Annotated in this window: 24 protein-coding genes; 13 read left to right on the forward strand and 11 right to left on the reverse strand. The window is 70.1% G+C overall.

What is annotated here, in order from left to right:
* Nucleotides 1-24 precede the first annotated feature (24 nt).
* The 7 genes from atpE to ACW5F0_RS08610 all read left to right on the forward strand — a co-directional run bounded on the left by atpE (nucleotide 25) and on the right by ACW5F0_RS08610 (nucleotide 5975).
* On the forward strand, nucleotides 25-324 hold the full coding sequence (gene atpE / locus ACW5F0_RS08580) for a F0F1 ATP synthase subunit C (RefSeq protein ID WP_456963530.1): 300 nt from the start codon (nucleotides 25-27) through the stop codon (nucleotides 322-324).
* A gap of 100 nt (nucleotides 325-424) precedes the next feature.
* Nucleotides 425-895, forward strand: a complete 471-nt coding sequence (locus ACW5F0_RS08585; RefSeq protein ID WP_456963531.1) for a F0F1 ATP synthase subunit B — start codon at nucleotides 425-427, stop codon at nucleotides 893-895.
* 5 nt (nucleotides 896-900) lie between these two features.
* Nucleotides 901-1428 carry a F0F1 ATP synthase subunit delta gene (locus ACW5F0_RS08590; RefSeq protein WP_456963532.1) on the forward strand — a complete coding sequence of 176 codons (528 nt, stop codon included), beginning with the start codon at nucleotides 901-903 and terminating at the stop codon, nucleotides 1426-1428.
* Nucleotides 1429-1523: 95 nt separating this feature from the next.
* Nucleotides 1524-3074 carry a F0F1 ATP synthase subunit alpha gene (gene atpA, locus ACW5F0_RS08595; RefSeq protein ID WP_456963533.1) on the forward strand — a complete coding sequence of 517 codons (1551 nt, stop codon included), beginning with the start codon at nucleotides 1524-1526 and terminating at the stop codon, nucleotides 3072-3074.
* Between the two features lie 86 nt (nucleotides 3075-3160).
* Nucleotides 3161-4024 carry a F0F1 ATP synthase subunit gamma gene (gene atpG, locus ACW5F0_RS08600; protein ID WP_456963534.1) on the forward strand — a complete coding sequence of 288 codons (864 nt, stop codon included), beginning with the start codon at nucleotides 3161-3163 and terminating at the stop codon, nucleotides 4022-4024.
* 103 nt (nucleotides 4025-4127) lie between these two features.
* Entirely contained in the window at nucleotides 4128-5537 is a 1410-nt protein-coding gene (atpD, locus tag ACW5F0_RS08605) for a F0F1 ATP synthase subunit beta (RefSeq protein ID WP_456963535.1), read from the forward strand.
* Nucleotides 5538-5552: 15 nt separating this feature from the next.
* Nucleotides 5553-5975: a F0F1 ATP synthase subunit epsilon gene (locus ACW5F0_RS08610; RefSeq protein ID WP_343277287.1), complete on the forward strand. Its 423-nt coding sequence runs from the start codon at nucleotides 5553-5555 to the stop codon at nucleotides 5973-5975.
* Between the two features lie 57 nt (nucleotides 5976-6032).
* On the opposite strand, the gene ACW5F0_RS08615 is transcribed toward ACW5F0_RS08610, so the two are convergent.
* On the reverse strand, nucleotides 6033-6416 hold the full coding sequence (locus ACW5F0_RS08615; protein WP_456963536.1) for a GtrA family protein: 384 nt from the start codon (nucleotides 6414-6416) through the stop codon (nucleotides 6033-6035).
* Complete coding sequence (locus ACW5F0_RS08620; RefSeq protein WP_456999539.1) at nucleotides 6413-8491, reverse strand: hypothetical protein; 2079 nt, start codon at nucleotides 8489-8491, stop codon at nucleotides 6413-6415. Before ACW5F0_RS08620 ends, ACW5F0_RS08615 begins: the two co-directional genes overlap by 4 nt.
* Nucleotides 8492-8554: 63 nt before the next feature.
* On the opposite strand from ACW5F0_RS08620, the gene glmU reads away from it, so the two are divergent.
* A complete protein-coding gene (glmU, locus tag ACW5F0_RS08625) occupies nucleotides 8555-9943 on the forward strand; it encodes a bifunctional UDP-N-acetylglucosamine diphosphorylase/glucosamine-1-phosphate N-acetyltransferase GlmU (RefSeq protein ID WP_456963538.1) in 1389 nt (462 codons plus the stop codon).
* Between the two features lie 133 nt (nucleotides 9944-10076).
* Here glmU and ACW5F0_RS08630 read toward each other — a convergent pair whose 3' ends face one another.
* The 7 genes from ACW5F0_RS08630 to ACW5F0_RS08660 are packed head-to-tail and all read right to left on the reverse strand — an operon-like array spanning nucleotide 10077 to nucleotide 17609.
* Nucleotides 10077-11387: a sensor histidine kinase gene (locus ACW5F0_RS08630; RefSeq protein ID WP_456999541.1), complete on the reverse strand. Its 1311-nt coding sequence runs from the start codon at nucleotides 11385-11387 to the stop codon at nucleotides 10077-10079.
* Nucleotides 11387-12727, reverse strand: a complete 1341-nt coding sequence (locus ACW5F0_RS08635; RefSeq protein ID WP_456963540.1) for a sigma-54-dependent transcriptional regulator — start codon at nucleotides 12725-12727, stop codon at nucleotides 11387-11389. The genes ACW5F0_RS08630 and ACW5F0_RS08635 overlap by 1 nt, the downstream gene beginning before the upstream one ends.
* 10 nt (nucleotides 12728-12737) lie before the next feature.
* On the reverse strand, nucleotides 12738-13967 hold the full coding sequence (locus ACW5F0_RS08640) for an ABC transporter permease (protein ID WP_456963541.1): 1230 nt from the start codon (nucleotides 13965-13967) through the stop codon (nucleotides 12738-12740).
* 21 nt (nucleotides 13968-13988) lie between these two features.
* On the reverse strand, nucleotides 13989-15290 hold the full coding sequence (locus ACW5F0_RS08645) for an ABC transporter permease (protein WP_456963542.1): 1302 nt from the start codon (nucleotides 15288-15290) through the stop codon (nucleotides 13989-13991).
* 11 nt (nucleotides 15291-15301) lie between these two features.
* Nucleotides 15302-16051, reverse strand: a complete 750-nt coding sequence (locus tag ACW5F0_RS08650; RefSeq protein WP_456963543.1) for an ABC transporter ATP-binding protein — start codon at nucleotides 16049-16051, stop codon at nucleotides 15302-15304.
* Nucleotides 16052-16089: 38 nt separating this feature from the next.
* Complete coding sequence (locus tag ACW5F0_RS08655) at nucleotides 16090-16305, reverse strand: hypothetical protein (RefSeq protein ID WP_456963544.1); 216 nt, start codon at nucleotides 16303-16305, stop codon at nucleotides 16090-16092.
* A 2-nt stretch (nucleotides 16306-16307) separates the two neighbouring features.
* The gene (locus ACW5F0_RS08660) at nucleotides 16308-17609 is read right to left on the reverse strand and encodes an efflux RND transporter periplasmic adaptor subunit (RefSeq protein ID WP_456963545.1); all 1302 of its coding nucleotides are present in this window, start codon (nucleotides 17607-17609) and stop codon (nucleotides 16308-16310) included.
* Between the two features lie 196 nt (nucleotides 17610-17805).
* Between ACW5F0_RS08660 and glmS the strand changes: the two genes are divergently transcribed.
* From glmS to ACW5F0_RS08685, 5 genes are all read left to right on the forward strand, one after another.
* Entirely contained in the window at nucleotides 17806-19635 is a 1830-nt protein-coding gene (gene glmS / locus ACW5F0_RS08665) for a glutamine--fructose-6-phosphate transaminase (isomerizing) (protein WP_456963546.1), read from the forward strand.
* A 79-nt stretch (nucleotides 19636-19714) separates the two neighbouring features.
* Nucleotides 19715-20479 (forward strand): DUF3348 family protein, encoded by a 765-nt coding sequence (locus ACW5F0_RS08670; RefSeq protein ID WP_456999543.1) that lies wholly within the window; start codon nucleotides 19715-19717, stop codon nucleotides 20477-20479.
* A complete protein-coding gene (locus tag ACW5F0_RS08675; protein ID WP_456963548.1) occupies nucleotides 20476-22566 on the forward strand; it encodes a DUF802 domain-containing protein in 2091 nt (696 codons plus the stop codon). The genes ACW5F0_RS08670 and ACW5F0_RS08675 overlap by 4 nt, the downstream gene beginning before the upstream one ends.
* Nucleotides 22563-23213: an OmpA family protein gene (locus ACW5F0_RS08680; RefSeq protein ID WP_456963549.1), complete on the forward strand. Its 651-nt coding sequence runs from the start codon at nucleotides 22563-22565 to the stop codon at nucleotides 23211-23213. Before ACW5F0_RS08675 ends, ACW5F0_RS08680 begins: the two co-directional genes overlap by 4 nt.
* A complete protein-coding gene (locus ACW5F0_RS08685) occupies nucleotides 23203-23649 on the forward strand; it encodes a DUF2894 domain-containing protein (protein ID WP_456963550.1) in 447 nt (148 codons plus the stop codon). Before ACW5F0_RS08680 ends, ACW5F0_RS08685 begins: the two co-directional genes overlap by 11 nt.
* Here ACW5F0_RS08685 and ACW5F0_RS08690 read toward each other — a convergent pair.
* On the reverse strand, nucleotides 23646-25043 hold the full coding sequence (locus ACW5F0_RS08690) for a PQQ-dependent sugar dehydrogenase (protein ID WP_456963551.1): 1398 nt from the start codon (nucleotides 25041-25043) through the stop codon (nucleotides 23646-23648). The two genes, ACW5F0_RS08685 and ACW5F0_RS08690, sit on opposite strands and share 4 nt — an antisense overlap.
* Nucleotides 25040-25465: a DUF2231 domain-containing protein gene (locus ACW5F0_RS08695; protein ID WP_456963552.1), complete on the reverse strand. Its 426-nt coding sequence runs from the start codon at nucleotides 25463-25465 to the stop codon at nucleotides 25040-25042. The genes ACW5F0_RS08690 and ACW5F0_RS08695 overlap by 4 nt, the downstream gene beginning before the upstream one ends.
* Between the last annotated feature and the right edge of the window lie 29 nt (nucleotides 25466-25494).

The following is a 25494-nucleotide window of genomic DNA, read 5'->3' on the forward strand; positions in this document are numbered from 1 at the left end:
AAAGCACCACGCCCGGAGATCACCATGGAAACCATCCTCACCACGCTTGCCCAGGTCCAGGCCTTCACCGCCCTCGGTATCGGCATCATGGTCGGCCTCGCCGCGCTCGGCGCCGGCCTCGGCCTCGCCATCATGTCCGGCAAGTTCCTCGAGTCGGCCGCGCGCCAGCCCGAGCTGATCCCGGTGCTGCAGGTCCGCATGTTCATCACCGCCGGCCTGATCGACGCCGCGTTCATCATCACGGTCGCCGTCGGCCTGCTGTTCGCGTTCGCCAGCCCGTTCATCGGTCCGTGGACCGCGCAGCTGGCGCAGCTGGCCGGCTGATCGCCTCGCCGCGCACGGTGCGGGTGGCGCAGGCCGCCCGCGCCACGCAGCAAGGCCGGCATGCGCCCCGCATGCCCCGACCACCACGACAGGCACTGCCATGAACATCAATCTCACCCTGATCGCCCAGGCACTTTCGTTTGCCGCGCTGATCTGGCTGATCGCCACCTTCGTCTGGCCGCCGCTGCTCAAGGCCATCGAAGAGCGCCAGCAGAAGATCGCCGAGGGCCTCGCCGCCGCCGACAACAGCCAGCGCGCGCTTGCGCAGGCCCAGGACGCTGCGAACGAGGAGCTCAAGGCCGCGCGCACCAAGGCCAACGAGATCATCGACCAGGCGCACCAGCGCGCCAACCAGATCGTCGACGCCGCGCGCGTGGAAGCGCAGACCGAGTCGATCCGGCAGAAGGCCATGTTCGACGCGGAGATCGAGGCTTCGGCCAACCGTGCCCGCGAAGACCTGCGTCGCCAGGTGTCCGCGCTCGCCGTCACCGGCGCGGAGAAGCTGCTCAAGCGTGAGATCGACGCCAGCGCCCACAAGGCGCTGCTCGACGAACTCGCCGCGGAGATCTGAGTCCGATGAGCCAGGAGATCACCCTCGCCCGTCCCTACGCCCGCGCCGCCTTCGGCATCGCGCGCGACCGCGGCGATTTCGCGGGCTGGTCGCAGGCGCTGGCGTTCTCCGCCCGCGTCGCTGCCGATCCGCGCGTCGCGCCGCTGCTGGGCCATCCGTCGTTCACCGACGCCGAGGCCGTCGAGCTGCTGGCACCGGAGTCCGCGGCGGCCGAGCAGCGTGACTTCCTCGCGCTGCTGGCCAGCAACGGACGCCTGGCGCAGCTGCCCGAGATCGCCGGCCTGTACGAGGACCTGCGTTCGGAGGCCGAGAACATCGTGCGCGCCACGGTGACGTCGGCGGCCGAGCTTTCGGAATCCGAGATGGCCGGCATCCGCGCGGCGCTCGAGCGCCGCTTCGGCAGCAAGGTCGAAATCGATACCGCGGTCGACGCCGCACTGATCGGCGGCGCGGTGATCAGCGCCGGCGACGTCGTCATCGACGGTTCGCTGCGCGGCAAGCTCGCGCGCCTGCAGTCGGCACTGAGCCAGTAAGCAAGGACGTCGCGGCCCGGCACCCGCCGGCGGCGACGCCACCACAAGATCCACTTACCGCGCACCACCCGCTGGCGCGCACCGAGGAACCGGAAATGGCAAGCACCCAGCTCAACCCCTCTGAAATCAGCGAACTGATCAAGAGCCGCATCGAGAAGGTCAAGCTGGCCGCCGAGGCGCGCAACGAGGGCACGGTCACTTCCGTGTCCGACGGCATCGTGCGCATCTACGGCCTGGCCGACGTGATGCAGGGCGAAATGATCGAGCTGCCGAACGATACGTTCGCGCTGGCCCTGAACCTCGAGCGCGACTCGGTCGGCGCCGTGGTGCTGGGCAACTACCAGAACCTGCGCGAGGGCGACGTGGCCAAGACCACCGGCCGCATCCTCGAAGTGCCGGTGGGTCCGGAGCTGCTGGGCCGCGTGGTCAACGCGCTCGGCGAGCCGATCGACGGCAAGGGCCCGATCACCGCCGCGCTGAGCGCGCCGGTGGAGCGCGTGGCGCCGGGCGTGATCTGGCGCAAGTCGGTCGACCAGCCGGTGCAGACCGGCTACAAGTCGGTCGACGCCATGATCCCGATCGGCCGCGGCCAGCGCGAGTTGATCATCGGCGACCGCCAGACCGGCAAGACCGCGATGGCCATCGACGCCGTGATCAACCAGAAGGGCACGGGCATCAAGTGCGTGTACGTGGCGATCGGCCAGAAGGCCTCGACCGTCGCCAACATCGTGCGCAAGCTGGAAGAAAACGGCGCCCTGGCGCACACGATCGTGGTGGCCGCCACCGCGTCCGAGTCGGCTGCGATGCAGTACATCAGCGCCTACTCCGGCTGCACCATGGGCGAGTACTTCATGGACCGCGGCGAAGATGCGCTGATCGTCTACGACGACCTGTCCAAGCAGGCCGTGGCCTACCGCCAGATCTCGCTGCTGCTGCGCCGCCCGCCGGGCCGCGAAGCCTATCCGGGCGACGTGTTCTACCTGCACTCCCGCCTGCTCGAGCGCGCCGCGCGCGTGTCCGAGGACTACGTCGAGAAGTTCACCGAGGGCAAGGTCACGGGCCAGACCGGTTCGCTCACCGCGCTGCCGATCATCGAGACCCAGGCGGGCGACGTGTCCGCGTTCGTGCCGACCAACGTGATTTCGATCACCGACGGCCAGATCTTCCTGGAAACCGACCTGTTCAACGCCGGCATCCGCCCGGCCGTGAACGCCGGCATCTCGGTGTCGCGCGTGGGTGGTGCGGCCCAGACCAAGATCATCAAGAAGCTCTCGGGCGGCATCCGCATCTCGCTGGCGCAGTACCGCGAGCTCGCGGCGTTCGCGCAGTTCGCCTCCGACCTCGACGACGCCACGCGCAAGCAGCTCGAGCGCGGCCAGCGCGTCACCGAGTTGATGAAGCAGAAGCAGTACGCGCCGATGTCGATCGCCCACCAGGCGCTGTCGATCTACGCGGTCAACGAGGGCTACATCGACGACGTGCCGGTCGCCAAGATCGGCGTCTTCGAGGAAGGCCTGCACGCGCACTTCGACAACACCGCCGGCGAGCTGGTCTCGAAGATCAACGGCAGCGGCGCCTGGAACGACGAGATCGAAGCGGCGTTCCGGAAGGGCATCGAAGAGTTCAAGGCGACCGGGTCCTGGTGATGCAGGAGCCGGGTGCCGGGGTCCATCGACCCTGAGCCCCGGACCACGGATCCAGAACCCCCGAAGCGAGCAGAGCGAGCGAAGACATGGCCGGCGGCAGAGAAATCAAAACCAAGATCAAGAGCGTGCAGAACACCCGCAAGGTGACGCGCGCGCTCGAAATGGTCTCGGCCTCGAAGATCCGCAAGGCGCAGGAGCGGATGAAGGCCTCGCGCCCGTACGCCCGTGCGATGAAGCAGATGATCGGCCACCTCGCGCAGGCGAACACCGACTTCCAGCATCCGTTCCTGGTGGAGCGGCCGGAGGTCAAGCGCGTCGGCTACATCATCGTTTCGTCCGACCGCGGCCTGGCCGGCGGCCTCAACAACAACCTGTTCCGCAAGCTGCTCGGCGAGATCCGCCAGTGGCACGAGAAGGGCGTCGAGGTCGACGTGGTCACCATCGGCCAGAAGGCGACGGTGTTCTTCCGCCGCCTGAAGGTGGACATGCTGGCCAGCGTCACCCACCTGGGTGACACCCCGGAAGTCGAGCAGCTGATCGGCATCGTCAAGGTGATGATCGACGGCTTCGTCGAAGGCCGCCAGGACCGCGTGTTCGTGGTCTACAACGATTTCGTCAACACGATGACCCAGCGCGCGGCGTTCGACCAGCTGCTGCCGCTGCCGCCGTCGGACGAGAAGCTGGTGACCCACGACTGGGACTACCTGTACGAGCCCGATGCGCAGACCGTGCTCGAGCACGTGCTGACGCGCTACATCGAGTCGCTGGTGTACCAGGCGGTGATGGAGAACATCGCGTCCGAGCACGCCGCGCGCATGGTGGCGATGAAGGCCGCGAGCGACAACGCGAACAAGCTGATCGACACGCTCAACCTGGTCTACAACAAGGCCCGGCAGGCGGCGATCACGCAGGAAATCTCCGAGATCGTCGGCGGCGCGGCGGCGGTCTGATCCAGACAGCATGTGGGAGGGGCCTTGCGGCCCGGTCCCGACAATCGCGGCCATGGCCGCTCCCACAAACAAGAAAGACATCGGGTTTCAGAGGACTTAAGTGATGAGCAACCAGGGCAAGATCGTTCAGATCATCGGCGCCGTCGTCGACGTGGAATTCCCGCGCAACGAAGTGCCGAAGGTGTACGACGCACTGAAGGTCGACGGCACCGAGATCACGCTTGAAGTGCAGCAGCAGCTCGGCGACGGCATCGTGCGCGCGATCGCGCTCGGCTCGACCGACGGCCTGAAGCGCAACCTCGTGGCCACCAACACCGGCACCGCGATTTCGGTCCCGGTCGGCGCAGGCACGCTTGGCCGCATCATGGACGTGCTCGGGCGCCCGATTGACGAGGCCGGCCCGGTCGACGCCTCGGCGCACTGGGAAATCCACCGCGCCGCGCCGTCCTACGAGGACCAGTCGTCCTCCGCGGAGCTGCTGGAAACCGGCATCAAGGTCATCGACCTGATGTGCCCGTTCGCGAAGGGCGGCAAGGTCGGCCTGTTCGGCGGCGCCGGCGTCGGCAAGACCGTGAACATGATGGAACTCATCAACAACATCGCCAAGGCGCACGAAGGCCTGTCGGTGTTCGCTGGCGTCGGTGAGCGTACCCGCGAGGGCAACGACTTCTACCACGAGATGAAGGACTCCAACGTCCTCGACAAGGTGGCGATGGTGTACGGCCAGATGAACGAGCCGCCGGGCAACCGCCTGCGCGTCGCGCTGACCGGCCTGACCATGGCCGAGTACTTCCGCGACGAGAAGGACGCCTCGGGCAAGGGCAAGGACGTGCTGCTGTTCGTCGACAACATCTACCGCTACACCCTGGCCGGTACCGAAGTGTCGGCGCTGCTGGGCCGCATGCCGTCGGCGGTGGGTTACCAGCCGACCCTGGCCGAGGAAATGGGCGTGCTGCAGGAGCGCATCACCTCGACGAAGTCCGGCTCGATCACCTCCGTCCAGGCCGTGTACGTGCCCGCGGACGACCTGACCGACCCGTCGCCGGCCACCACCTTCGCCCACCTCGACGCCACCGTCGTGCTGAGCCGCAACATCGCCTCGCTGGGTATCTACCCGGCGGTCGATCCGCTGGACTCCACCAGCCGCCTGCTCGACCCGAACGTGATCGGCGCCGAGCACTACGACACCGCGCGCAAGGTCCAGGCGACGCTCCAGAAGTACAAGGAGCTCAAGGACATCATCGCGATCCTGGGCATGGACGAGCTGTCGGAAGAGGACAAGCAGGCCGTGTCGCGCGCGCGCAAGATCGAGCGCTTCTTCTCGCAGCCGTTCCACGTCGCCGAGGTGTTCACCGGCTCGCCGGGCAAGTACGTGCCGCTGAACGAAACCATCCGCGGCTTCAAGGGCATCGTGGACGGCGAGTACGACCACCTGCCCGAGCAGGCGTTCTACATGGTCGGCAGCATCGACGAGGCGGTCGAGAAGGCCGCGAAGATGGCCGCGAAGGCCTGAGGCAGGTAGGCAATCATGACCACCATCCGTTGCGACATCGTCAGCGCCGAGGCCGAGATCTTCCGCGGCGAGGCCACCATGGTGGTCGTCACCGGTGAAGTCGGCGAACTCGGCATCGCGCCGCGCCACGCGCCGCTGATCACCCGGCTCAAGCCCGGCAAGGTCGTCGTCACGCAGGCCAACGGCGAGAAGCTCGACTTCGCCATCAGCGGCGGCATCCTCGAGGTGCAGCCGCAGGTAGTGACGATCCTGGCCGACACCGCGATCCGCGCCGATGAAATCGACGAGGCCGCGGTGCGCAAGGTCAAGGAAGAGGCCGAGCGCGTGCTCGCCGGCCGCGGCGAGGCGATGGACATCGCCGAGGCGCAGCAGAAAATGGCCGAGGTCGCGGCGCAGCTGCAGGCGCTCGAACGCCTGCGCAAGAACCTGAAGCACTGATCCGCGAAGCCGTCATCACGCAGGTTTCCAGGACGCCGGCCAAGTGCCGGCGTCCTGCTATTTGCGGTACACCCAGTGTCGTGAGCCGATGAAGCCGAGCACGCCCAGGCAGGCTTCCACCAGCGGCTTTGCCAGCCATGCCCACTTGCGTCCCAGCACGTCGTCGATCAGCTCGATCGCCACCGTGCTCAGCAGGGTCAGCACCAGCCACATCACCACGAAGCGCAGCAGCTGCCGGCGCCCGATGACGTGCTTGTCGCCGACGAAGGTGACCTTGCCGTTGAGCCAGAAGCCGAGCATTGCGCCGGTGATGCGGCCCGCGATGTTGGCCAGGCCGATGCGCAGGCCGAAGTGGCTGAGCAGCACCATGACGCCCCAATCGAGCAGCCACTGGATGCCGCCCACCACCAGGTAGCGCGGACCCTGGTGTCGCAGCGTCATCGTGCCGGCTCCACGGAAGGCGTCGCCGGGGCGTCGACCGCATCGGGAGGCAGGCGCCACCATTCCACTTCGCCCACGGCGTCTTCCCGGCGGGCACCGGCCAGCGCCAGCCCGGCGGACTGCGCGGGCGTCAGGCGATCCACGCGCAGCACCAGCTCGGCGATGCCCTCTCGCTGCCACAGCGCGACCCAGGCCGCGCCCGTGGCGTCGGCATCCGCGTGCCGCGCCTCCGCTTCAAGCGACGGGTCGTACCAGGACAGCGTGCGCGCGGTGGCCCCGAGTTCCGCCAGCATCGGCACGTCCAGGGCGATCGCGAGGACCGCACCGCTGCGGGTGCCTTCGCGTTCCCAGCGTTCGCGCAGGGCCGCGGCAAGCAGGCGCTCGCGCCCGTACTCGGCAAGGACAGGTGCATCGCGTCCGGCCACCACCACGCTGTCCTTCACCACGCCGGTGCGGAGCATCCAGTGGCCGTTGGCCTGGAACAGCAGGTTGGCGACGCAGGTCGCTCCCAGCAGCACGTGGGCGCTGCGCGGCGCCGCTGCGCGGGTGGCCACCACCAGGGCCGGCAGCGCGAGCACCAGCGCCGGATATACATAGCGCAGGTACTGCGTGGCCAGTAGCGGGGCCACCAGCATGGCCAGCGCGAGCATGGCGAGCGCACGCGTCCGACGCTGCCAGAGCGCGGCCAGCCAGGCACCCGCGAGGGCGACCAGCACGAAGCCTCCGCCTCCCGGGAACGCTTCGAGGTAGCGGCCGGTATCGAAGGTGAGCCGCCACGGCAGCAGCGGCCCCGCGCCGGCGTGCCAGCGTGGATCCTTGAAGTCGCCGCCGAAGTAGGACGAGCCGAAGACATCGTTCATCAGCGGCAGGACCGGGTTGCCGGCGATCGCCCAGGCGTAGGCGTAGCTGCTGCCGCCCAGCGCGGTGACCAGGAACAGCGCGGCCACCGCGGTGCGCGCGTCGAGCACCGTGCGGTGTCGCCAGGCCAGCCACGGCAGCAGGAGCGCGGCGAAGGCGGCCGCTGCGAGCTTGGTGGCCAGCAGCAGTCCGATCAGCGCGCACGCCGCCAGCAGCGTACGTCGCGACGGAGCGGCATGGCCCAGGCAGGCCGCCCAGGCCAGCAGCGCCGCGGTCGGGAGTTCGGTCTGCATGCCCATGGCCAGCACGGCGGTCAGGGGCAGGCTCGCGTACAGCGCCACGGTCCAGGCGCGCGCGCGCAGGTCGCCGCCAAGCGCGGCACACAGGCGCCAGAGTGCGACGCTGGTGAGGACGAGCCATAGCGCGTTCACCGCCCCGCGGGCCTCGGGCCCGGCCAGCAGCTGCGGCACCGCCTGCACCACGTCGGCGGCCCAGGGAGCGAGCGCCCAGGCGTGCACGCCGGGATCCATTGCCAGGCGGCCGTCGAGCTGCAGCGACCACGGCAGAAGCAGGTGATAGCCGACGTCGTCATGCTGTGCGGTCGGCACCCAGCAGCCAGTGGATGCGAGGCCCAGCACCAGCACCATGAGCGCCATCGGTCGCGGGTCCGCGGCCACCGTATCCCGCCAGCCACCGGCCGCATCGCGCAGCGCGATCGCGACAGCGCGGTGCCTCCACGCGACCAGGACCAGCACCACGGCCAGGTAGCTCCAGCGCGTGTGCAGCGGCAGCGGCAGCAACCAGCCGAGCACGCCGGCGCCCAGGGCCAGGCCGGTCACGCAGCGGGTGGCCGCTGCGGCGTTGGGCAGCAGCAGGCCACCGAGGGCGATCGCCGCGGCCACGGCGAGCATCGTGGCCAGCAACGGCAGCGGGCCGCCAAGCCAGGCCAGCGCCAGCAGCCAGGCGAGCGCGAGTCCGTGTGCAAGGGCGAGCCCGGTGATGCGACGCAGGCCCCAGGCGAATCCCAGCGCCAGCAAGGCGATCACCAGCAGGGCGGTGGTGCGCGCCGGCACCCAGTGTTCGAACATGCCGTGGCCGAGGATGCCGGCAAGGCAGGCGATACCGCCGCTCCATGCCAGCCACGCCGGGCCAGGCCGGCCTGCAGCGCGCGGTGGACCGGTGATGGTGGCAGGTTCCGGTGGCACGGCTCGCGACATCGCGCGCATGCTACCAGCACCCCCTTATAGAATGGCCGCGACGACACCAGGCCAGGACGCACCATGCCCGAACAGGACCGCACTGCAAACCCGCTCCACGTCGTGATCCTCGCCGCCGGCGAAGGCAAGCGCATGAAGTCGGCCCTGCCCAAGGTGCTGCAGAAGATCGCCGGGCGGCCGATGCTGTCGCACGTCATGGCGGCTGCACGGCAACTGTCGCCGGCCGCCATCCACGTGGTGCATGGCCATGGCGGCGACCACGTCCGCGAGGCCTACAGCCACCGCTCCGACCTGCACTGGGTCGAGCAGGCCCAGCAGCTCGGGACCGGCCATGCCGTGCGCGAGGCCATGCCCGGCGTGCCCGACGGTGCCCAGGTGCTGGTGCTCTATGGCGACGTGCCGCTGATCACCGCCGACACCCTGCGCCGCCTGCTGGCGGTGGACGGCCGGCTGTCGGTACTGGTGGCGCAGCTCGAGAATCCGCGCGGCTACGGCCGCATCGTGCGCGACTCCGAAGGCAACGTCGGTGCCATCGTCGAAGAGAAGGACGCCGACGCCGAGCAGCGCCGCATCGACATCGTCAACACCGGGGTGCTGGCGGCGGAGTCGACCGCACTCAAGAACTGGCTGCAGCGCCTGTCCAGCGACAACGCGCAGGGCGAGTACTACCTGACCGATGTCTTCGCGATGGCCGCCGCCGAGTACAGCGCCGCGGAAATGGTGTTCGTGGACGATCCGGTCGAAACCGAAGGCGCCAATGATCCCTGGCAGCTGGCGCAGCTGGAGCGCGCGATGCAGCGGCGCCTGGTGCGTGCGCTGTGCGCGGACGGTGCGCGTTTCGCCGATCCGGACCGGGTCGACATCCGTGGCGAGGTGATCGTCGGTCGTGACGTCGAGATCGATGCCAGCGTGGTGTTCGAAGGCCGCGTGGTGCTGGGCGACGGCGTCCGCATCGGCCCCTTCTGCCGCATCCGCGACGCCGAGCTGGGCGCCGGCACCGAGGTGCGCGCGCACTGCGACATCGAAGGCGCACGCACCGAGGGCGCGGTGCAGATCGGCCCGTTCGCGCGCCTGCGCCCGGGCACGGTGCTGGCCGACGGCGTGCACATCGGCAACTTCGTCGAAACAAAGAACGCGGCGCTGGGGGTGGGCAGCAAGGCCAACCACCTGAGCTACATCGGCGATGCCGACATCGGCGCGACCGTGAACATCGGCGCCGGCACCATCACCTGCAATTACGACGGCGCCAACAAGTCCACCACCACCATCGAGGACGGCGCCTTCATCGGTTCGAACTCCGCCCTGGTGGCGCCGGTGACCATCGGCCGCGACGCCACCATCGGCGCCGGTTCGGTGATCACCGGCAATGCGCCCGAGGGCAAGCTGACGATCGCGCGCGGACGGCAGCAGACCATCGAAGGCTGGCAGCGGCCGAAGAAGCAGCCGCGGTAGAAGAGTGCCTTTGTGGGAGCAGCTATAGCTGCGATCGGAATTGCCGTCACCGCCAAATTTGCGGCAGGTCGCAGTGATAGCCGCTCCTGCATCGGCCCGGATCGCGGCTGTAGCCGCCCCACATGGGGGAGCGTCAGGCGGGCAGGACGAGGCTCACGCAGAGCCCGCCACCTTCGCGGTTGGACAGGGCGATGCGGCCGCCGTGGGCCTCGGCGATCTCGCGCGTGAGCGCCAGGCCCAGCCCCGTGCCGTGGCGCTTGGTGGAATAGAACGGCAGCAGCGCGTTGGCCAGCACCGGCTCGTTCATGCCGCTGCCGCGGTCGAGCACGTCCACTCGCCATGCATCGGGAAGCCGGCGCAGCGCCAGGCGCACGTCGCCGGGTGCGGATCCGGACTCGTGGGCGTTCTTCAGCAGGTTGAGCATGGCCTGCCCGAGCTGCGGGGCATCCGCGCGCACGTGTCCGCCGACGTGGCCCTCGATGCCGAAGTCGACCTGGCTGCGCAGGCGCTCGAGGAAGACGCGCCATTCGATCGCTTCCAATCGCGGCGCGGGCAGCTTGGCGAAGCGCGCGTAGTCGCGGATGAAGCCTTCGAGGTGGCGCGCACGCTCCTCGATCGTCGCCAGCGCGGCCGGCAGGCGCTCGTGCTGGCCACGGCGCAGGAGTTCGGCGCCGGAGTGTGCGAGCGACGCGATCGGCGCCAGCGAATTGTTGAGTTCGTGGCTGATCACCCGGATCACCTTCTTCCACACCTGCACTTCCTGGCGGCGCAGCTCGGCGGTGAGCTGGCGCAGCAGCAGCAGTTCGTGGCGGCGGCCATTGAGGCGGAACAGGCGGCGGGAGAGGTGGAAGATGTCCTCGTCGTCATCGCTGCCGACGGTGAACATGCCGTCGCCGCCGCGGGAGAAGGCATCGCGCATGGCATCGGGCATCTGCGCCAGCAGCTCGTCGAAGGCGACGCCCTCGAGCTTGCGGCCGTCGCCGACCAGCTTGCGCGCGGCCAGGTTGCCAAGCACCACGCGGCCCGACGGATCCACCAGCAGCATCGCCACCGGCGTGTTCTGCACCATGGTGTCGAGCAGCAGTTCGCGCTGCACCAGGCGCAGGCGCTGGTCGCGCAGGGTGTCGCCCAGCGCGCGGTGGCTGGCGACCAGCGCGCCAAGCTCGCCGCCGCCTTCCCATGCCAGGCCGAAGCTGTAGTCGCCGTCGCGGTAGCTGGCGACGCTGCTGGCGAGTGCGCGGAACAGCGAGTGCGCGGGCGCGAGCAGGCGGCGTACGTGGTAGAGCAGCAGCGGCAGGGGCAGGACCACTGCAAGCAGCACCGCGAGCCAGCGCGAGGGCAGCCAGTGTTCGAGCAGCACAGCCAGCCCCGCCGCGATGGCCATGTAGGCCAGCGCGAGGGCGGTGAACGTCACGCTCAGCGGCAGTCGCAGCGGACGCCGCATCAGTCGCGCCGGATGCCCAGGCGGTCGAGGCGGCGATACAGCGCCTGTCGCGACAGCCCGAGGTCCGCGGCGGCCTGGGCGAGCACGCCGCCGCTGCGCGCCAGCGCTGCCTCGATCGCGGCGCGGTCGGGCTCCTCGTTGCCGGGGGGCGTGGGCCGTGCGTCGGATACCGGCAGGCCCAGCGCGTCGGCCTGGATCAGTTCGCCCATCGACAGCAGCGCCGCGCGCTGCACCACGTTGCGCAGCTCGCGTACATTGCCCGGCCACGGGTGGCGGAGCAGGGCGCGTTCGGCATCGGCACCCAGGCGCTTGCCGGCAGGCAGGAAGTGCCGTGCCAGCGGCAGGATGTCGTCGGGCCGCTCGGCCAGTGGCGGCAGTTTCAGCTCCACCGCGTTGAGCCGGTAGTACAGGTCTTCGCGGAAGCCGCCGTCGCGGATCATCGCTGGCAGGTCGGCATTGGTGGCACTGACCACGCGGACCTTGACCTGGCGTTCGCGGTTGCCGCCCAGGCGCGCGAAGCGGCCGGTTTCGAGCACGCGCAGCAGCTTCACCTGTCCCGCGGCCGGCAGGCTGCCGATCTCATCGAGGAACAGCGTGCCGCCGTCGGCGGCCTCGAACTTGCCCTCGCGCGCCTTGCCCGCGCCGGTGTAGGCGCCGGCCTCGGCGCCGAACAGTTCGGCTTCGATCAGCTCGCCGGGCAGCGCGCCGCAGTTGAGCGCCACGAACGGCCCGTCCTTCACCATCGAGTTCGCATGCACGATCTCGGCGATCTTCTCCTTGCCCGCGCCGTTGGGCCCGGTGACGAGCACCGGCAGTTCGGAACGTGCCACCTGGCAGGCCAGTGCCAGCAGGCGCTCGCTCGCGGGATCGGCATACACCACGCCGCGCAGGTCGTTGTCGCGCGACAGCGCGTCGCGCCGCCGCTGTTCGCCGCCGCGGTGCCGCGCCAGCTCGCGCCGCGCCTCGGACAGTTCCAGCAGGTTGTTGACCGTGGCCAGCAGCTTGCGGTCGTCCCAGGGCTTGCCGAGGTAGTCCGCGGCCCCGGCCTTGACCAGGTCGACCGCGGCCTCCAGGTGCGTCCAGGCAGTGAGCAGGATCACCGGCAGGTCGGGTTCCTGCACGCGGATGGCCTGGAACAGCGCCATGCCTTCTTCCCCCGACGTGGTGTCGGCGTGGAAGTTCATGTCCTGGATCACCAGGTCGATGTCGCCCCGCCGCAGCCGCGCCAGCCCCTCGTCCGGCGCCTGCGCGGCGACGGTGTCGATGTCATGCAGCGAGAACAGCACCTCCAGCGCGATGGCGACGGCGGGGTTGTCATCGATGATCAGGATCGTCGGCATCGGTCCGGGATCATACGCTCCGGGTGGCAACCGCCGGCGGCACCGAGGCCGCGCGCCGCGCCGGCCCCAGCACCGCCAGCTGCCCGAGCAGCCACAGCGCGATCGCGCCGACCGGCAGGTACACCAGCGGCAGGCGCGGCAGTTCGTAGCGCCCCATCAGCATCTGGTTGATGCCGAAGGCCAGCACCATGCCGATGGCGATGCCGACGGTGGCCAGCAGGAAATTCTCGATCTGGAAGTAGCGCAGGATCTGGCTCCGGGTGGCGCCCAGCGCGCGCCGGATGCCGATCTGCTTGCTGCGCTGCTGCACCCAGAAGCTCGCCAGGCCGATGATTCCGAGCGCGGTCACGATCAGCAGGGCAACGATCACGGCAACCAGCATCCACATCATCGAGCGGTCCTGGCGGTAGTACGTCGCGCGCATGTCGGTGAGCGTGTGCTCGTTGAGGATGATGCGGTTCGGATTGTTCGCAAGCAGCGTGTCCACGGTGAGTTTCAGCAGCTCCGTGCGGCGCTCCGGGTCCACGCGCAGCAGGTAGTTGCTGCCCAGCCCGTAGGAGATGTCGATCGGCAGCAACATCGCGTACTCGTAGGCCTCGGGCCCGCCCTGCTCGCTGGGGCGGATCAGGTGCTCGACGACGCCGACCACCCGCGTGGGGTTCGGGCCGCCCATGCTGTAGAAGGCCTTGCCCAGCGGATCCTCGCCGGGGAACAGCTTGTCCGCCATCTTGCGGGTGATGATGGCCGAGGGAATGCTGGCATCGTCGCCGCCGGTGGACAGCGTCTCCCAGTCCAGCAGCTCGTCGCGGTTGAAGCGTCGCCCGGCCACGAGGGTCAGCCCCATCGAATCGAGCAGCGTTTCGTCGCCCATGTAGTACGCCGCGCTCAGCGTGGACTGGGTCTGGTCCGTTGACAGCCGGATGCCGGTGTTCCACGACGAGTTGCCGAACGGGACCTGGTTGGTGACGCTGGCCGACGTCACCCCGGGCAGCCCGCGAAGGCTGGCGAGGTCGGTCTTCGTCATGGCCAGGGCGTTCTCGTCGCGCCCGATGCCGGTGAGCTGCACGCGGATGATTTCGGCCTCGGCCAGGCCGCTCACGCGGTCCATGCGTTCGATGCGGCCGTTGATCAAGAACAGCGCGTTGCAGATGATCGCGCAGGTCAGCGCGATCTCGAGCACGATCAGCGCGGCCGCGGTCTTGTGCCGGGACAGCGCGGACAGGATGGGACGGATTTCCATGGTGTTCTCCCGGCGCCCCGGTTACTGGGACTTGAGCTGGATGGCAGGCGCGACCTGGCACGCGCGCCAGGCCGGCAGCAGCCCGGCAAGCACGCTGGCGGTGACCGCGAGCAGGAAGGTGAGCAGCAGCATCGCCGGATCAAGGCGCGCGAGTTCGGCATAGGTCGCCGGCTGTTGCCGCACCGCCCACAGGCCGAGCAGCGCCAGCACCAGCCCGAGCACGCCGCCGGCGAGTCCGACCGCGGCGGCCTCGACCAGAGCCTGCGCGAAGATCGCCGCCTTCGACGCGCCCAGCGCGCGGCGCACGCCGATCTCGCCGCTGCGGCGCATGAACTTCGCCAGCAGCAGGCCGACGGTGTTCACCAGGCAGACCAGCAGGAAGCCCAGGGCCAGCCAGGCCTGCAGGCGCACGTCGCTGGGAACGACGCGCTTGTGGTCGAGATGCTCCATGACCGAGCGCAGGCGCGTGTTGACCGGGCGTTCGAAGCGACCCGCGGCGCGCTGCTGCGCCGAGTAGTTGTCGAGGTACTGGCGGTAGGTCGACACCTTCTCCCGCGAGTCCAGCTCGACCCAGTACTGGATCCAGGCGCAGGGGGCGTTGAGTGCGGTCTCCTCGCCGCCCGAGTCGCCCCAGCAGCTCATCGAGCCGTTACGGCCAAGCTGCAGGCCAACGGCCGTGGAGAAGGGCAGGAACACCTGCTCGACCTCGCCATAGCGGTCCAGGTTGAGGTCGTAGAAGCGGGGCGTGGGCATCCATTCCTCCAGCACGCCGACCACGCGGAAATCGTTCTGGTCGATGCGGACGGTCTGGCCGACGCTGTTGGCCCCATCGAACAGCTTGGCGTTGAGCGCGGAGGAAATGACGATCGAGCGCGCCGATCCCTCGTCGTCGGCGGCGGACCAGCCGCTGCCGAATGCGAACGGCACCTTGAACATCGGGAAGAAGTCGGTCGAGGTGTAGCGGGCGTCGACCACGAAGGGATTCAGGCCCTGCTTCGTCGGCTCGATGCTGACGCCGCCGCCGGTCATCATCGCCTGGCGGTCGCCCTTGCGCTCGCGCAGCAGCGCCTCGGCGTCGAAGCGGGTCAGCTGCTCGTCGGGCTCCTCTCCGGCGACGTAGCCGTCCATGCCGTCGGCATCCAGCTGGACGTAGAACAGCGTGTCGCTCTTGCCCGGGATCGGGTCCCCGGAGAGCACGTGGAACACCGTCAGCGTGGTCATCGACGCACCGATGCCGAGCGCGATGGCAAGCACCATCAGCGCGGTCAGCATCTTGTTGCGGCGGAAGCTGCGCAGCGCGAGCCTGGCGTAGTAACCGAACATGGGGGCGTTCCTCAGATTCCGGAGGCAGCGTCGGCCGCTTCGGCTTCGGCGGCGATGCGTTCGGCGCGCGCGGCGCGGGTCAGGCTCGGCTCCACCGACAGGTCGGTCGCCATGCCATCGACGATGTGCACGTTGCGCTGCGCGCGCGCGGCGAGTTCGGGGTCGTGGGTGACCATGATGATGGTCGTGCCCTGCTGGTTGATGTCTTCCAGCAGCTCCAGCACGCTGCGCGCCATCTGCGTGTCGAGGTTGCCGGTAGGCTCGTCGGCCAGCAGCAGGCGCGGACTGCCCGCCAGCGCGCGGGCGATCGCGGCGCGCTGCTGCTGGCCACCCGAGAGCTCCGCCGGGAAGTGCTTCATGCGCGAGCCCAGGCCGACCATGCCCAGCGAATCCTCGATGCGCAGCTTGCGCTCGTTGGCCGGCATGCCGCGGTAGCGCAGCGGCACGTCGACGTTGTCGAACAGGTTCAGGTCCGGGATCAGGTTGAAGCCTTGGAAGATGAAGCCGATCTTCTGGTTGCGCAGCTTGCTGCGCTGGTTGTCCGAGAGTCCGCGCACGTCCTCGCCGTCGAGCATGAACTCGCCGCCGGTGAAGGTCTCGAGCAGGCCGGCGATGTTGAGGAAGGTGGTCTTCCCCGAACCCGAGGGCCCGGTGACGGCGACGAATTCGCCCTCATCCACGCGCAGGTCGAGCGAGCGCAGCGCGTGCGTCTCGACCAGTTCGGTGCGGTAGACCTTGGTGACCTGGCGCATGTCCAGCATGGCGGTGGATCCTTGTTCGATGGGCGTGGTAGTGGGCATCAGTCGACGCGGAACATGTCGGGAAGGGCCGACGCCGGTACGTACTGGCGCGTGATCCGGCCGTGGTGGACGTCGCCGTTGGCGGAGGCCACGTCATCGGGGCCGTCGAACCTGGCGTCGAAGCGGTAGAGCTCGCTCAGCCTGCGCGGCACGGCGTCGGCCAGTTCGAACGAACTCCAGTTCAGGTGGTGGGGGAAGCCGGTCGTTGCGTACATGGTCACTCTCCGGAAATGCGGACGCGGTCCGCCTGCTGGAACTGGTCGCTGCCCGACACGACGATGCGTTCGCCTGCCTGCAGCCCTGAAACGATCTCGACCGCGGACAGGCTGGACGCGCCCGTCTGGATAGGGCGCCGCTGCGCGCTGCCGCCGTCGACGACGTAGGCGAAGCTGCCGCCGTCCTGCTCGAGGAAGGGTCCGCGCTCGACCATCAGCACGTCATCGCGCGTATCCATCACGATCCGCGCCGACAGGCGCTGGTTCTGGCGCAGCCCGGGCGGCTGCTGGCCGTCGGCGAAGCGCAGCCGCGCGTTGACCTCGCCGTTGACGACTTCCGGCGACACTGCCGAAATCTCCGCGGCCCAGGCCTTGCCGACGCTGGTCACCTGCGCCGGCATGCCGATGCCGAGGTCGCGGGCGAAGCTTTCGGGCACCTTGATCTCGACCTCGAACTGCGACAGGTCGACCACGCCCAGGATCGGCGCGTTGGCGGCCACGTTCGTGCCCTGCGCGATCTGCACCTGGCCGACCTGGCCGTCGAAGGGGGCGCGCAGCGTGAGCGCATCCACCTGGCGGCGCAGTTCGTCGACGACCGCCTGCTGGCGCTCGGCCATCAGGCGCTTGTTGCCGGCGTCGATGCCGGCGCCCTGGCCCTGCAGCGAAAAATCCTGGCGGGCCGAGGCGACGCCGATCTCGGCCTTCTTCAATCCGTCCAGCGCGCGGTCGTAGTCGTTGCGCGACACGGCGCCGCCCTCGAAAGCCCGTTTGTAGCGTTCGACGTCGCGCTGCGCGGCGACCTGGTCGATCAGCGCCTGGTCGAGCATCTTCTGCGCATCCGACCGGGTGAGCTGTGCGTCGAGCACGGCGCGGTTGGCTTCGCCCTGCAGGCTGGCGAGGGTGGACTCTTCCTGCACCAGCTTGCTGCGCAGTTCCGGGCTGTCGATCACCGCCAGCTCCTGGCCTTTTTCCACGGCATCGCCCGCGACGACCTTGAGCGCGACGGTGCCACCGGCGATCGCGTACAGCGTCGGGCTGTTGGCGGCGATCACGCGGCCGTCGGCGGAGAGGTCGCGCACCAGGTCGCCGCGCGTCACCTGGGCGATGCGCAGGCGCGCGGCGTCGTGCGAGCGGCCACCGCTGCTCCAGCCCACCGCCACCCAGGCCGCGAGCGCCAGAAGCAGCGCGCCGGCCACCGTGCCCACCACCCAGGGCTTGCGCAGCAGGCGGCGCGCGGCGGGCGCGGCGGCGGACGCGTGGTCCTGGCCGGAGGTGTCGCGGATGCGGGCGCGGATCGGGTCCATGGAGGCGGTGGTCTCTGCAAAGGGGGCTGTCTGCCCTGTAGTGACGCAAGCGCCGTGCCAACGCCAAGCCATTGATTTTGTTTGATTCGTCGCGGGTGTCCGGGTGTCCGCCCGGACACCCGCGCTGTCCGGCGGACGGTCCCGCCGCCTTTCGCCGTTAAACTCGTGAAGTTCCCAACCAAGGCGTCCATCACCTATGTGCGGCATCGTCGGCGCGATCGCGGATCGCGATGTGGTTCCTGTCCTGATCGAAGGGCTCAAGCGTCTCGAATACCGCGGCTACGATTCCGCCGGTATCGCCGTTGTCGAGGGCAGCGACATCCGCCGCGTGCGCCGCACCGGGCGCGTTTCGGAAATGGAAGGGGCCGCCGGCAGCGAGGGCTTCAGCGCCACGCTCGGCATCGGCCACACCCGCTGGGCCACGCACGGCGGCGTCACCGAATCCAACGCCCATCCGCACGTCAGCCACGGCGTCGCGCTGGTGCACAACGGCATCATCGAAAACCACGAGCAGCAGCGCGAGCGGCTGATGGCGCTGGGCTACGAGTTCGAGTCGCAGACCGATACCGAGGTCATCGCCCACCTGATCCACCATTACCTCAAGGGCGGCGACGACCTGCTCGCGGCGCTGCAGCGCGCGGTCAAGGAGCTGCATGGCGCCTACGCGCTGGCCGTGGTGAGCCGCAAGGAGCCCGGGCGCATGGTCTGCGCGCGCATGGGCTGCCCGCTGCTGGTCGGCCTGGGCGAAGGCGAGAACTTCATCGCCTCCGACGTGTCGGCCATCCTGCAGGCCACGCGTCGCGTGATCTTCCTCGAGGAAGGCGACACCGCCGAAGTCACCCGTGAAGGCGTGCAGGTGTTCGATGGCAACGACCAGCCGGTCGTGCGCGAAGAGCACCTGTCCGATGTCTCGCTGGCGTCGCTGGAGCTCGGTCCCTACCGGCACTTCATGCAGAAGGAGATCCACGAGCAGCCGCGCGCGCTGGGCGACACCATGGAGGCGATCATCGACGCCGGCGTGTTCGAGCCCACCCTGTTCGGCAAGGACGCCGAGGCCGTGCTGCGCGAGGTCGAGGGCGTGCAGATCCTCGCCTGCGGCACCAGCTTCTATTCGGGCTCGGTGGCGCGCTACTGGATCGAGGCGATCAGCGGCCTGCCGTGCAGCGTCGAGATCGCCAGCGAATACCGCTACCGCACCGCGGTGGCCAACCCGAAGCACCTGGTGGTCACGATCTCGCAGTCGGGCGAAACGCTCGACACCATGGAAGCGCTGAAGTACGCCAAGTCGCTGGGCCACGCGCACACGCTGTCGATCTGCAACGTGCCCGAGAGTGCGATCCCGCGCGCCAGCAAGCTGGTGTTCTACACCCGCGCCGGCGCCGAGATCGGCGTCGCCTCGACCAAGGCCTTCACCACCCAGCTGGTCGGCCTGTTCGCGCTGGCGGCCACGCTGGCCAAGCTCAACGGCCGGCTTTCGGACGAGAAGGAAGCGGAGTACATCGAAGCGCTGCGCCACCTGCCGGGCAGCGTGCAGCACGCGCTGAACCTGGAGCCGCAGATCGCACTGTGGTCGGAGAGCTTCACGCCCAAGCAGCACGCGCTGTTCCTGGGCCGTGGCGTGCACTACCCGATCGCGCTCGAGGGCGCGCTCAAGCTCAAGGAAATCTCCTACATCCACGCCGAGGCCTATCCCGCCGGCGAGCTCAAGCACGGACCGCTGGCGCTGGTGGACGATGCCATGCCGGTGGTGGTGATCGCGCCCAACGACAGCCTGCTGGAGAAGGTGAAGTCGAACATGCAGGAAGTGCGCGCGCGCGGCGGCGAGCTGTTCGTGTTCACCGACGCCGACAGCAACTTCAGCGAGAGCGAGGGCGTGCACGTGATCCGCACTCCGCGCCACGTCGGCGTTCTGAGCCCGATCGTGCATACGATCCCGGTGCAACTGCTGGCCTACCACACGGCGCTTGCGCGCGGGACCGACGTCGACAAGCCGCGGAACCTGGCGAAGAGCGTGACCGTCGAATAGCGCCCGCGGGCCATTCCCGGGCGCCGGGTCCCGGCCTGGCCCCCGGTGCGCGCTAAAATGGTCGTTTTTTGGCCATCGCATGCCGGACCTCCACTCCCCGGCGCCTGTCCCCGGCGCCTCCCTGGCCCGCCTCCTGGCGCGGTTGACGGGGCGGCATGCCGCCCCGCCGACGCACTCGGCCGCGGACAGGCTGGGTGCGTGGCTGGACTGGCAGCGGGCCGTGGCGCTGTCGCATGCCCTCGATGACGCCCCCGACGTCCCGGACGCCGACGCGGCCGGAGGCGACGCCGGCTCCCCGGACGACGGAGCCGATGGAGCCGACGCGGACGAGCGCATCGCCGACGACTGCCGCCGCCGGCGCGCCACGCTGGAGGCCGCGATCACCGACGACGCCCGCGACTGGACCCTGCCGCTGCGTCCGCGCCGGGGCCAGACCGGCACCGATGCCACGGCCGGGGCCGCCGAGGTGCTGCGCCATTGCCAGGGGCTGCAGCGCGACATGCAGGCCGCCACCGGGCGCCTGCGCGGCGAGTTGCGCGAGCGGCTGGCGCGGCGTCCAAACGGCCACGCGCGCCTGGCTGGCATCGATGCGGTGATGGAAGGCCTGCTGGCGCCGCGCGAACACGCGCTGCTGGCCCCCGTCATCCCGACGCTGGTGGCGCGCTTCGAACACCTGCACGCGCTGCACGGCGCGGGCGAGCCGCCGCCCGCCGCGGGCCCGGACGCATGGCGCGCGCGCTTCCGCACCGAGGCCCGGCAGGTGCTGCTGGCCGAACTCGACTTACGTTTCCAACCCATCGAAGCGCTGCTGGCGGCGCTCCGCACCCCACGACTGGACGCATGAACAAAACCTTCCTCAACGGATTCGTCTTCGCCGCCGGCCTGCTGGCCGTGTGCTGGATCGGTGCGGGCTATGTCGGCAGCCACGCACTCGCGCTGGCGGTCACCGCGCTGATCTGCGTGCTCTACCTCGTGGGCGGCCTCGAGCTGTACCGCTACCGGCAGGCGACCGCGACCCTGGTGGCCGCGCTCGATGCGCCGCCGGCGCCTGCGGACGCGCTTGCCGGATGGCTGGACCGCGTTGACGCCTCGCTCCGCACCGCGGTGCGCCTGCGCATCGAAGGCGGGCAGTCACCGCTGCCGGCCCCCGCGCTCACGCCCTATCTGGTCGGCATGCTGGTGCTGCTGGGCATGCTCGGCACCCTGCTGGGCATGTTGCTGACCCTGCAAGGCACCGGCTTGGCGCTGCAGTCGGCCAGTGACCTGCAGGCGGTGCGCGATTCGCTGGCAGCACCCGTCGAGGGCCTGGGCGTCGCCTTCGGCACGTCGATCGCGGGCGTGGCGGCTTCGGCGATGCTGGGCCTGCTGTCGGCGCTGTGCCGCCGCGAGCGCGCGGCCGCGGTGCGCGCGCTCGACGCGGCGGTCGCGACCAGCCTGCGCGTGCATTCGCGGGCGCACCAGCGCGACGAGTCGCTGCGCTTGATGCAGCTGCAGGCCGGGGCCATGCCGGCGCTGGTCGAGCGCCTGCAGGCGATGACCGACGCGCTGGAGCAGCAGGCCCGGGCGGCGCACGCGCAACAGGCCAGCCAGCAGGACGCCTTCCATGCCGGAACGGCGGCGGCCTACCAGCGGCTGGCCGACGCCATGGCGCAGTCGCTCGAACGCAGCGCCGCCGACAGCGCGCGGGCCGCGGCCGAGGCCGTGCAGCCGGCAGTGGCGGCCGCGATGGAGACGCTCACGCGCGAGGCGGCGCAGCTCAACGCGACCGTCGCCAGCGCCGTCGACCGGCAGCTGGCCGCGCTCGGCGCCGGCTTCGATGCCAACGCCAGCGCGGCCACCGCGCTGTGGCAGCGGGCGATGGACGAACAGGCGGCATCGCAGCAGTCGCTCGCGCAGGCGCTGCGCACCGGCCTGGACGCCGCCGGCGAGCGCTTCGTGGAGCGTTCGGGCGCGCTGCTCGACGACGTGTCCTCCCGCCTGGATGCCACTGCGCTGCAGGTCGGCGCCGCCTGGGACGAGGCGCTCTCGCGTCAGCAGGCCCAGCACAGGGGCCTGGCCGAGCACCACCGGCAGGCGCTGGATGCGGCCACCGCCGGCTTCGCGGCGCAGGCCACGGCGCTGCTGCACGAGGTCGACGGCTCGCACGCGCGCCTGCAGGCGACGCTGGCCGAAGCCGACGGACAGCGCCTGGACGCCTGGCGTGGGCAGGTGGCGGACATGGCGTCCGCACTGCGCGACGACTGGGAGCGCATCGGCGAGGACGCCGCGCGCCGGCAGCAGGCCGTCTGCGACGCGTTGGCGCGCGCGGCCGACGCCATCGGCACGCAGTCGCAGGCGCACGCCGCCGCGACCATCGCCGAGATCGCCACGCTTGTCGACGCGGCATCGGAAGCGCCGCGCGCGGCCGCCGAAGTGGTGGCCGAACTGCGGCAGAAGCTGTCGGACAGCATGGTGCGCGACACCGCGCTGCTCGCCGAGCGCACCCAGCTGATGGACACGTTGGGCACCCTGCTCGAAGCCGTGAACCACGCCTCCACCGAGCAGCGCGGTGCGATCGATGCGCTGGTCTCCACCACCTCGTCGCTCCTGGAGCAGGCCGGCGCCCGCTTCGGCGACCAGGTCGAGGCCGGCGCCGGCGTGCTCGATGCCGCCGCTGCGCGCGTGGATGCCGGGGTTGCCGGCGTGGCCAGCCTGGGCGAGTCGCTCGCCGGGGCCGTGCAGCAGTTCGGTGAAAGCAATGCCGCACTCACGGAGCGGCTGGAAGGCATTGCCGGCGCGCTGGAGGCAGCAGGCACGCGCAGCGACGAGCAGCTGGCCTATTACGTGGCCCAGGCGCGCGAGGTCGTGGACCTGAGCGTGCTCGCGCAGAAGCAGATCATCGGCGAGCTCCGCCAGCTGCCGGCCGTGCATGCCGGAGCCGATGCGGCATGAGCCTGGAGATCGACGGCGACGCCGATTCGGCGGTGCCGGTCTGGGCCGCCTTCGGTGACCTGATGTCGGTGCTGCTGGGCGTGTTCGTGCTGATCCTGGTCGGCGTGATCGGCGTGCAGCTGCACCTGGAGTCGCGGCTGCAGGAAGAGGTCGCGCAGCGGCAGGCCGAGCAGCAGCGCCGCGAGACGCTGGAGCAGGCGCTGGCCGCGCCGCTGGCGAGCGGCCGCATCACCCTGGTCGATGGCCGCATCGGCATCCGCGGCAGCGTGCTGTTCGCGCTCAATTCCGACCGCCTGCAGCCCGAGGGCGAGGAGCTGCTGGACAGCCTGGCCGCGCCGCTCGCCGAATTCCTCGCCTCGCGCGACGAGATCCTCATGGTCAGCGGTTTCACCGACGACCGCCAGGTCCGTGGCGGCAACCGCCAGTTCGCCGACAACTGGGAGCTGTCCGCACAGCGCGCGCTGACCGTCACCCGCGCGCTGATCGCGCAGGGCGTGCCGGCGTCGTCGGTGTTCGCGGCGGCCTTCGGCGCCGGGCATCCGGTCGATTCCAATGCCGACGAAGACGGCCGCGCGCGCAACCGCCGCGTGGAAATGGCGCCGGTGCCGCGCCAGGGACAGCAGGCGCAGGTGGCCGGTGAGCGGTAGCGTGCGCGACGGCGGCATGTCGCTCGCCGGGCTGCTGGACACGCTGGATGCGTGGCGCGACGAGCGCGAAGTGCTCGCCGCGGATGCAAGGCAGCCGGATCGCCCGGCCTGGCCGGAACTGCCGGCGCTGCAGGGATTCCGCGCCCTGTGGGCACGCATGCGGACCGAAGAGCAGCTGCGCCGTGCGCTGGCGCCCGCGCCCGCCGATGCGGGGCCGCTCAACTCCGTCACCCTGGTGCATCGCACCCTGGTGCTGATGCGCGAGGAGTCCCCGGGCTACCTGCGGCATTTCACCGCGTACGTGGATGCCTTGGCCTGCCTGCAGGACGTCCAGGCCCAGGCGATGCCATCGTCCGCCCCGCAGCCGCCGGCGGCCAGAAAGCAGCGGGCCCCGGGCCGCGCGCGCGCGACCCGGGGCCCGTCGAAGCCCGCTTAGGGCTGTTCCGGCTCTGGCGCGGCCGGAGCGTCCGCGGCGAGATCCGCCGCGTCACCCTGGAGGGCCGCGTCGGCAGGCATGTCGGACGGCAGGGCCGCCGTGCCGCCGACCGGGGTCACGCGCCAGACGATGTTCGCCAGATCGTCGGCGATGAGCACCGCGCCGCGCGGGTCCACGGTCACGCCCACGGGGCGGCCGCGGGTGGTGCCGTCGTCATCGCGGAAGCCGGTGGCGAAGTCGATCGGATCGCCGGCCGGCTGGCCGTTGCGGAACGGCACGAAGACGACCTTGTAGCCCACCGGCTCGGAGCGGTTCCAGCTGCCATGCATGCCGACGAAGGCGCCGTCGGCGAACTGCGGGCCCATCGTTGCGCTGGAGAAGTCGACGCCCAGCGAGGCGACGTGCGCGCCGAGGCTGTAGTCGGGCGTGATCGACGCCGCGACCTTCTCGGGGTTCTCCGGGCGCACGCGGTCATCCACGTTGTTGCCCCAGTAGGCCCACGGCCAGCCGTAGAAGCCGCCGTCGCGGACCGAGGTCAGGTAGTCGGGCACCAGGTCCGGGCCGATCTCGTCGCGCTCGTTGACCACGGCCCAGAGCTGTCCGCTGCCCGGCTGGATGGCCAGCGCGGTCGGGTTGCGCAGCCCGGTGGCGTAGGGGCGGTGCATGCCGGTTTCGGCATCGATCTCCCAGACCTGGGCACGGTTCGACTCGGCCAGCATGCCGCGCTCGGTGATGTTGCTGTTGGAGCCGATGCCGACATACAGGAGACGGCCGTCGGCGCTGGCGGCCATCGCCTTGGTCCAGTGGTGGTTGATCGCGGAGGGCAGCTCGGTGAGCGTTTCCGGCGTCGCGGCGCTGGCCTGGGTCTGGCCCGGCTGGTAGTCGAAGCGCACCACGGCGTCCTGGTTGGCGACGTAGAGCTTGTTGCCCACCAGTGCCATGCCATACGGGGCGTTGAGCTTGTCGGCGAACACTGTCTGCAGCTCGTAGTTGCCGTCGCCGTCGGCGTCGCGCAGCAGGGTCAGGCGGTTGCCGCCCTTCACCGGGGTGGTGCCGGCGGCCTTGATCGGGCCGGCGATGATGTCCTTGGGCTTCAGCGGTGGCGCGTTGCCGCCGCGGCCTTCGGCCACGAGGATGTCGCCATTGGGCAGCACCAGCGTCTGTCGCGGGATCAGGAGGTCGGTGGCGATGGCGCGGACCTCATAGCCGTCCGGCACGATCGGCAGCCTGTCGCCCCAGTCGGCGGGGTCGGCGATGACCATCTGCGGCAGCAGGCCGCGCTTGGGGTCGGGCAGATCCACCTCGGTGCCGTACTGCAGCGGGCCCGGGTCGGGATTGCAGGCGCCCAGGACCAGGGCGGTCGTGGCAACGGCCAGCAGGGAAAGACGGTTCACTTCACACCTCCGGTGCGCGTCGCGCAGACGGCGAAGCAGGTCGCCACGCAGGCGAGGACGAACGTGATCACCGACAGCACCAGGCCGCCGGGCATGCTGGCCCACGCGTCGCGGGCATGCATCAGCGCGTTGAAGAAACCGACGATCCACGTTGCCAGCCACAGCAGCGCATGCAGCACCGCGTTGCGGGTGCGGCGGGACGGTGCCAGGCCGATCAGGGCGCAGACCATGGCGATGCCGGCCACCACGAGGCCGCTGGCGATCAGCCAGGATGCGAAGTTGTTCCACTGGATCTCAAAGGTGCGTGCGTAGGCGATGTCGCTCAGCAATGCGCCCAGGAACAGGGTGACGGCGCCGCCCAGCAGCAGGGCGTGGAGCGGATGGAACGTGGGTGCGTACCGGCGTTCGACGGTTGCGACCATGGTCGGTCCTCCTGGAAGGACGCCGTGGG

It is taken from the genome of Luteimonas sp. A534 (assembly GCF_054072805.1).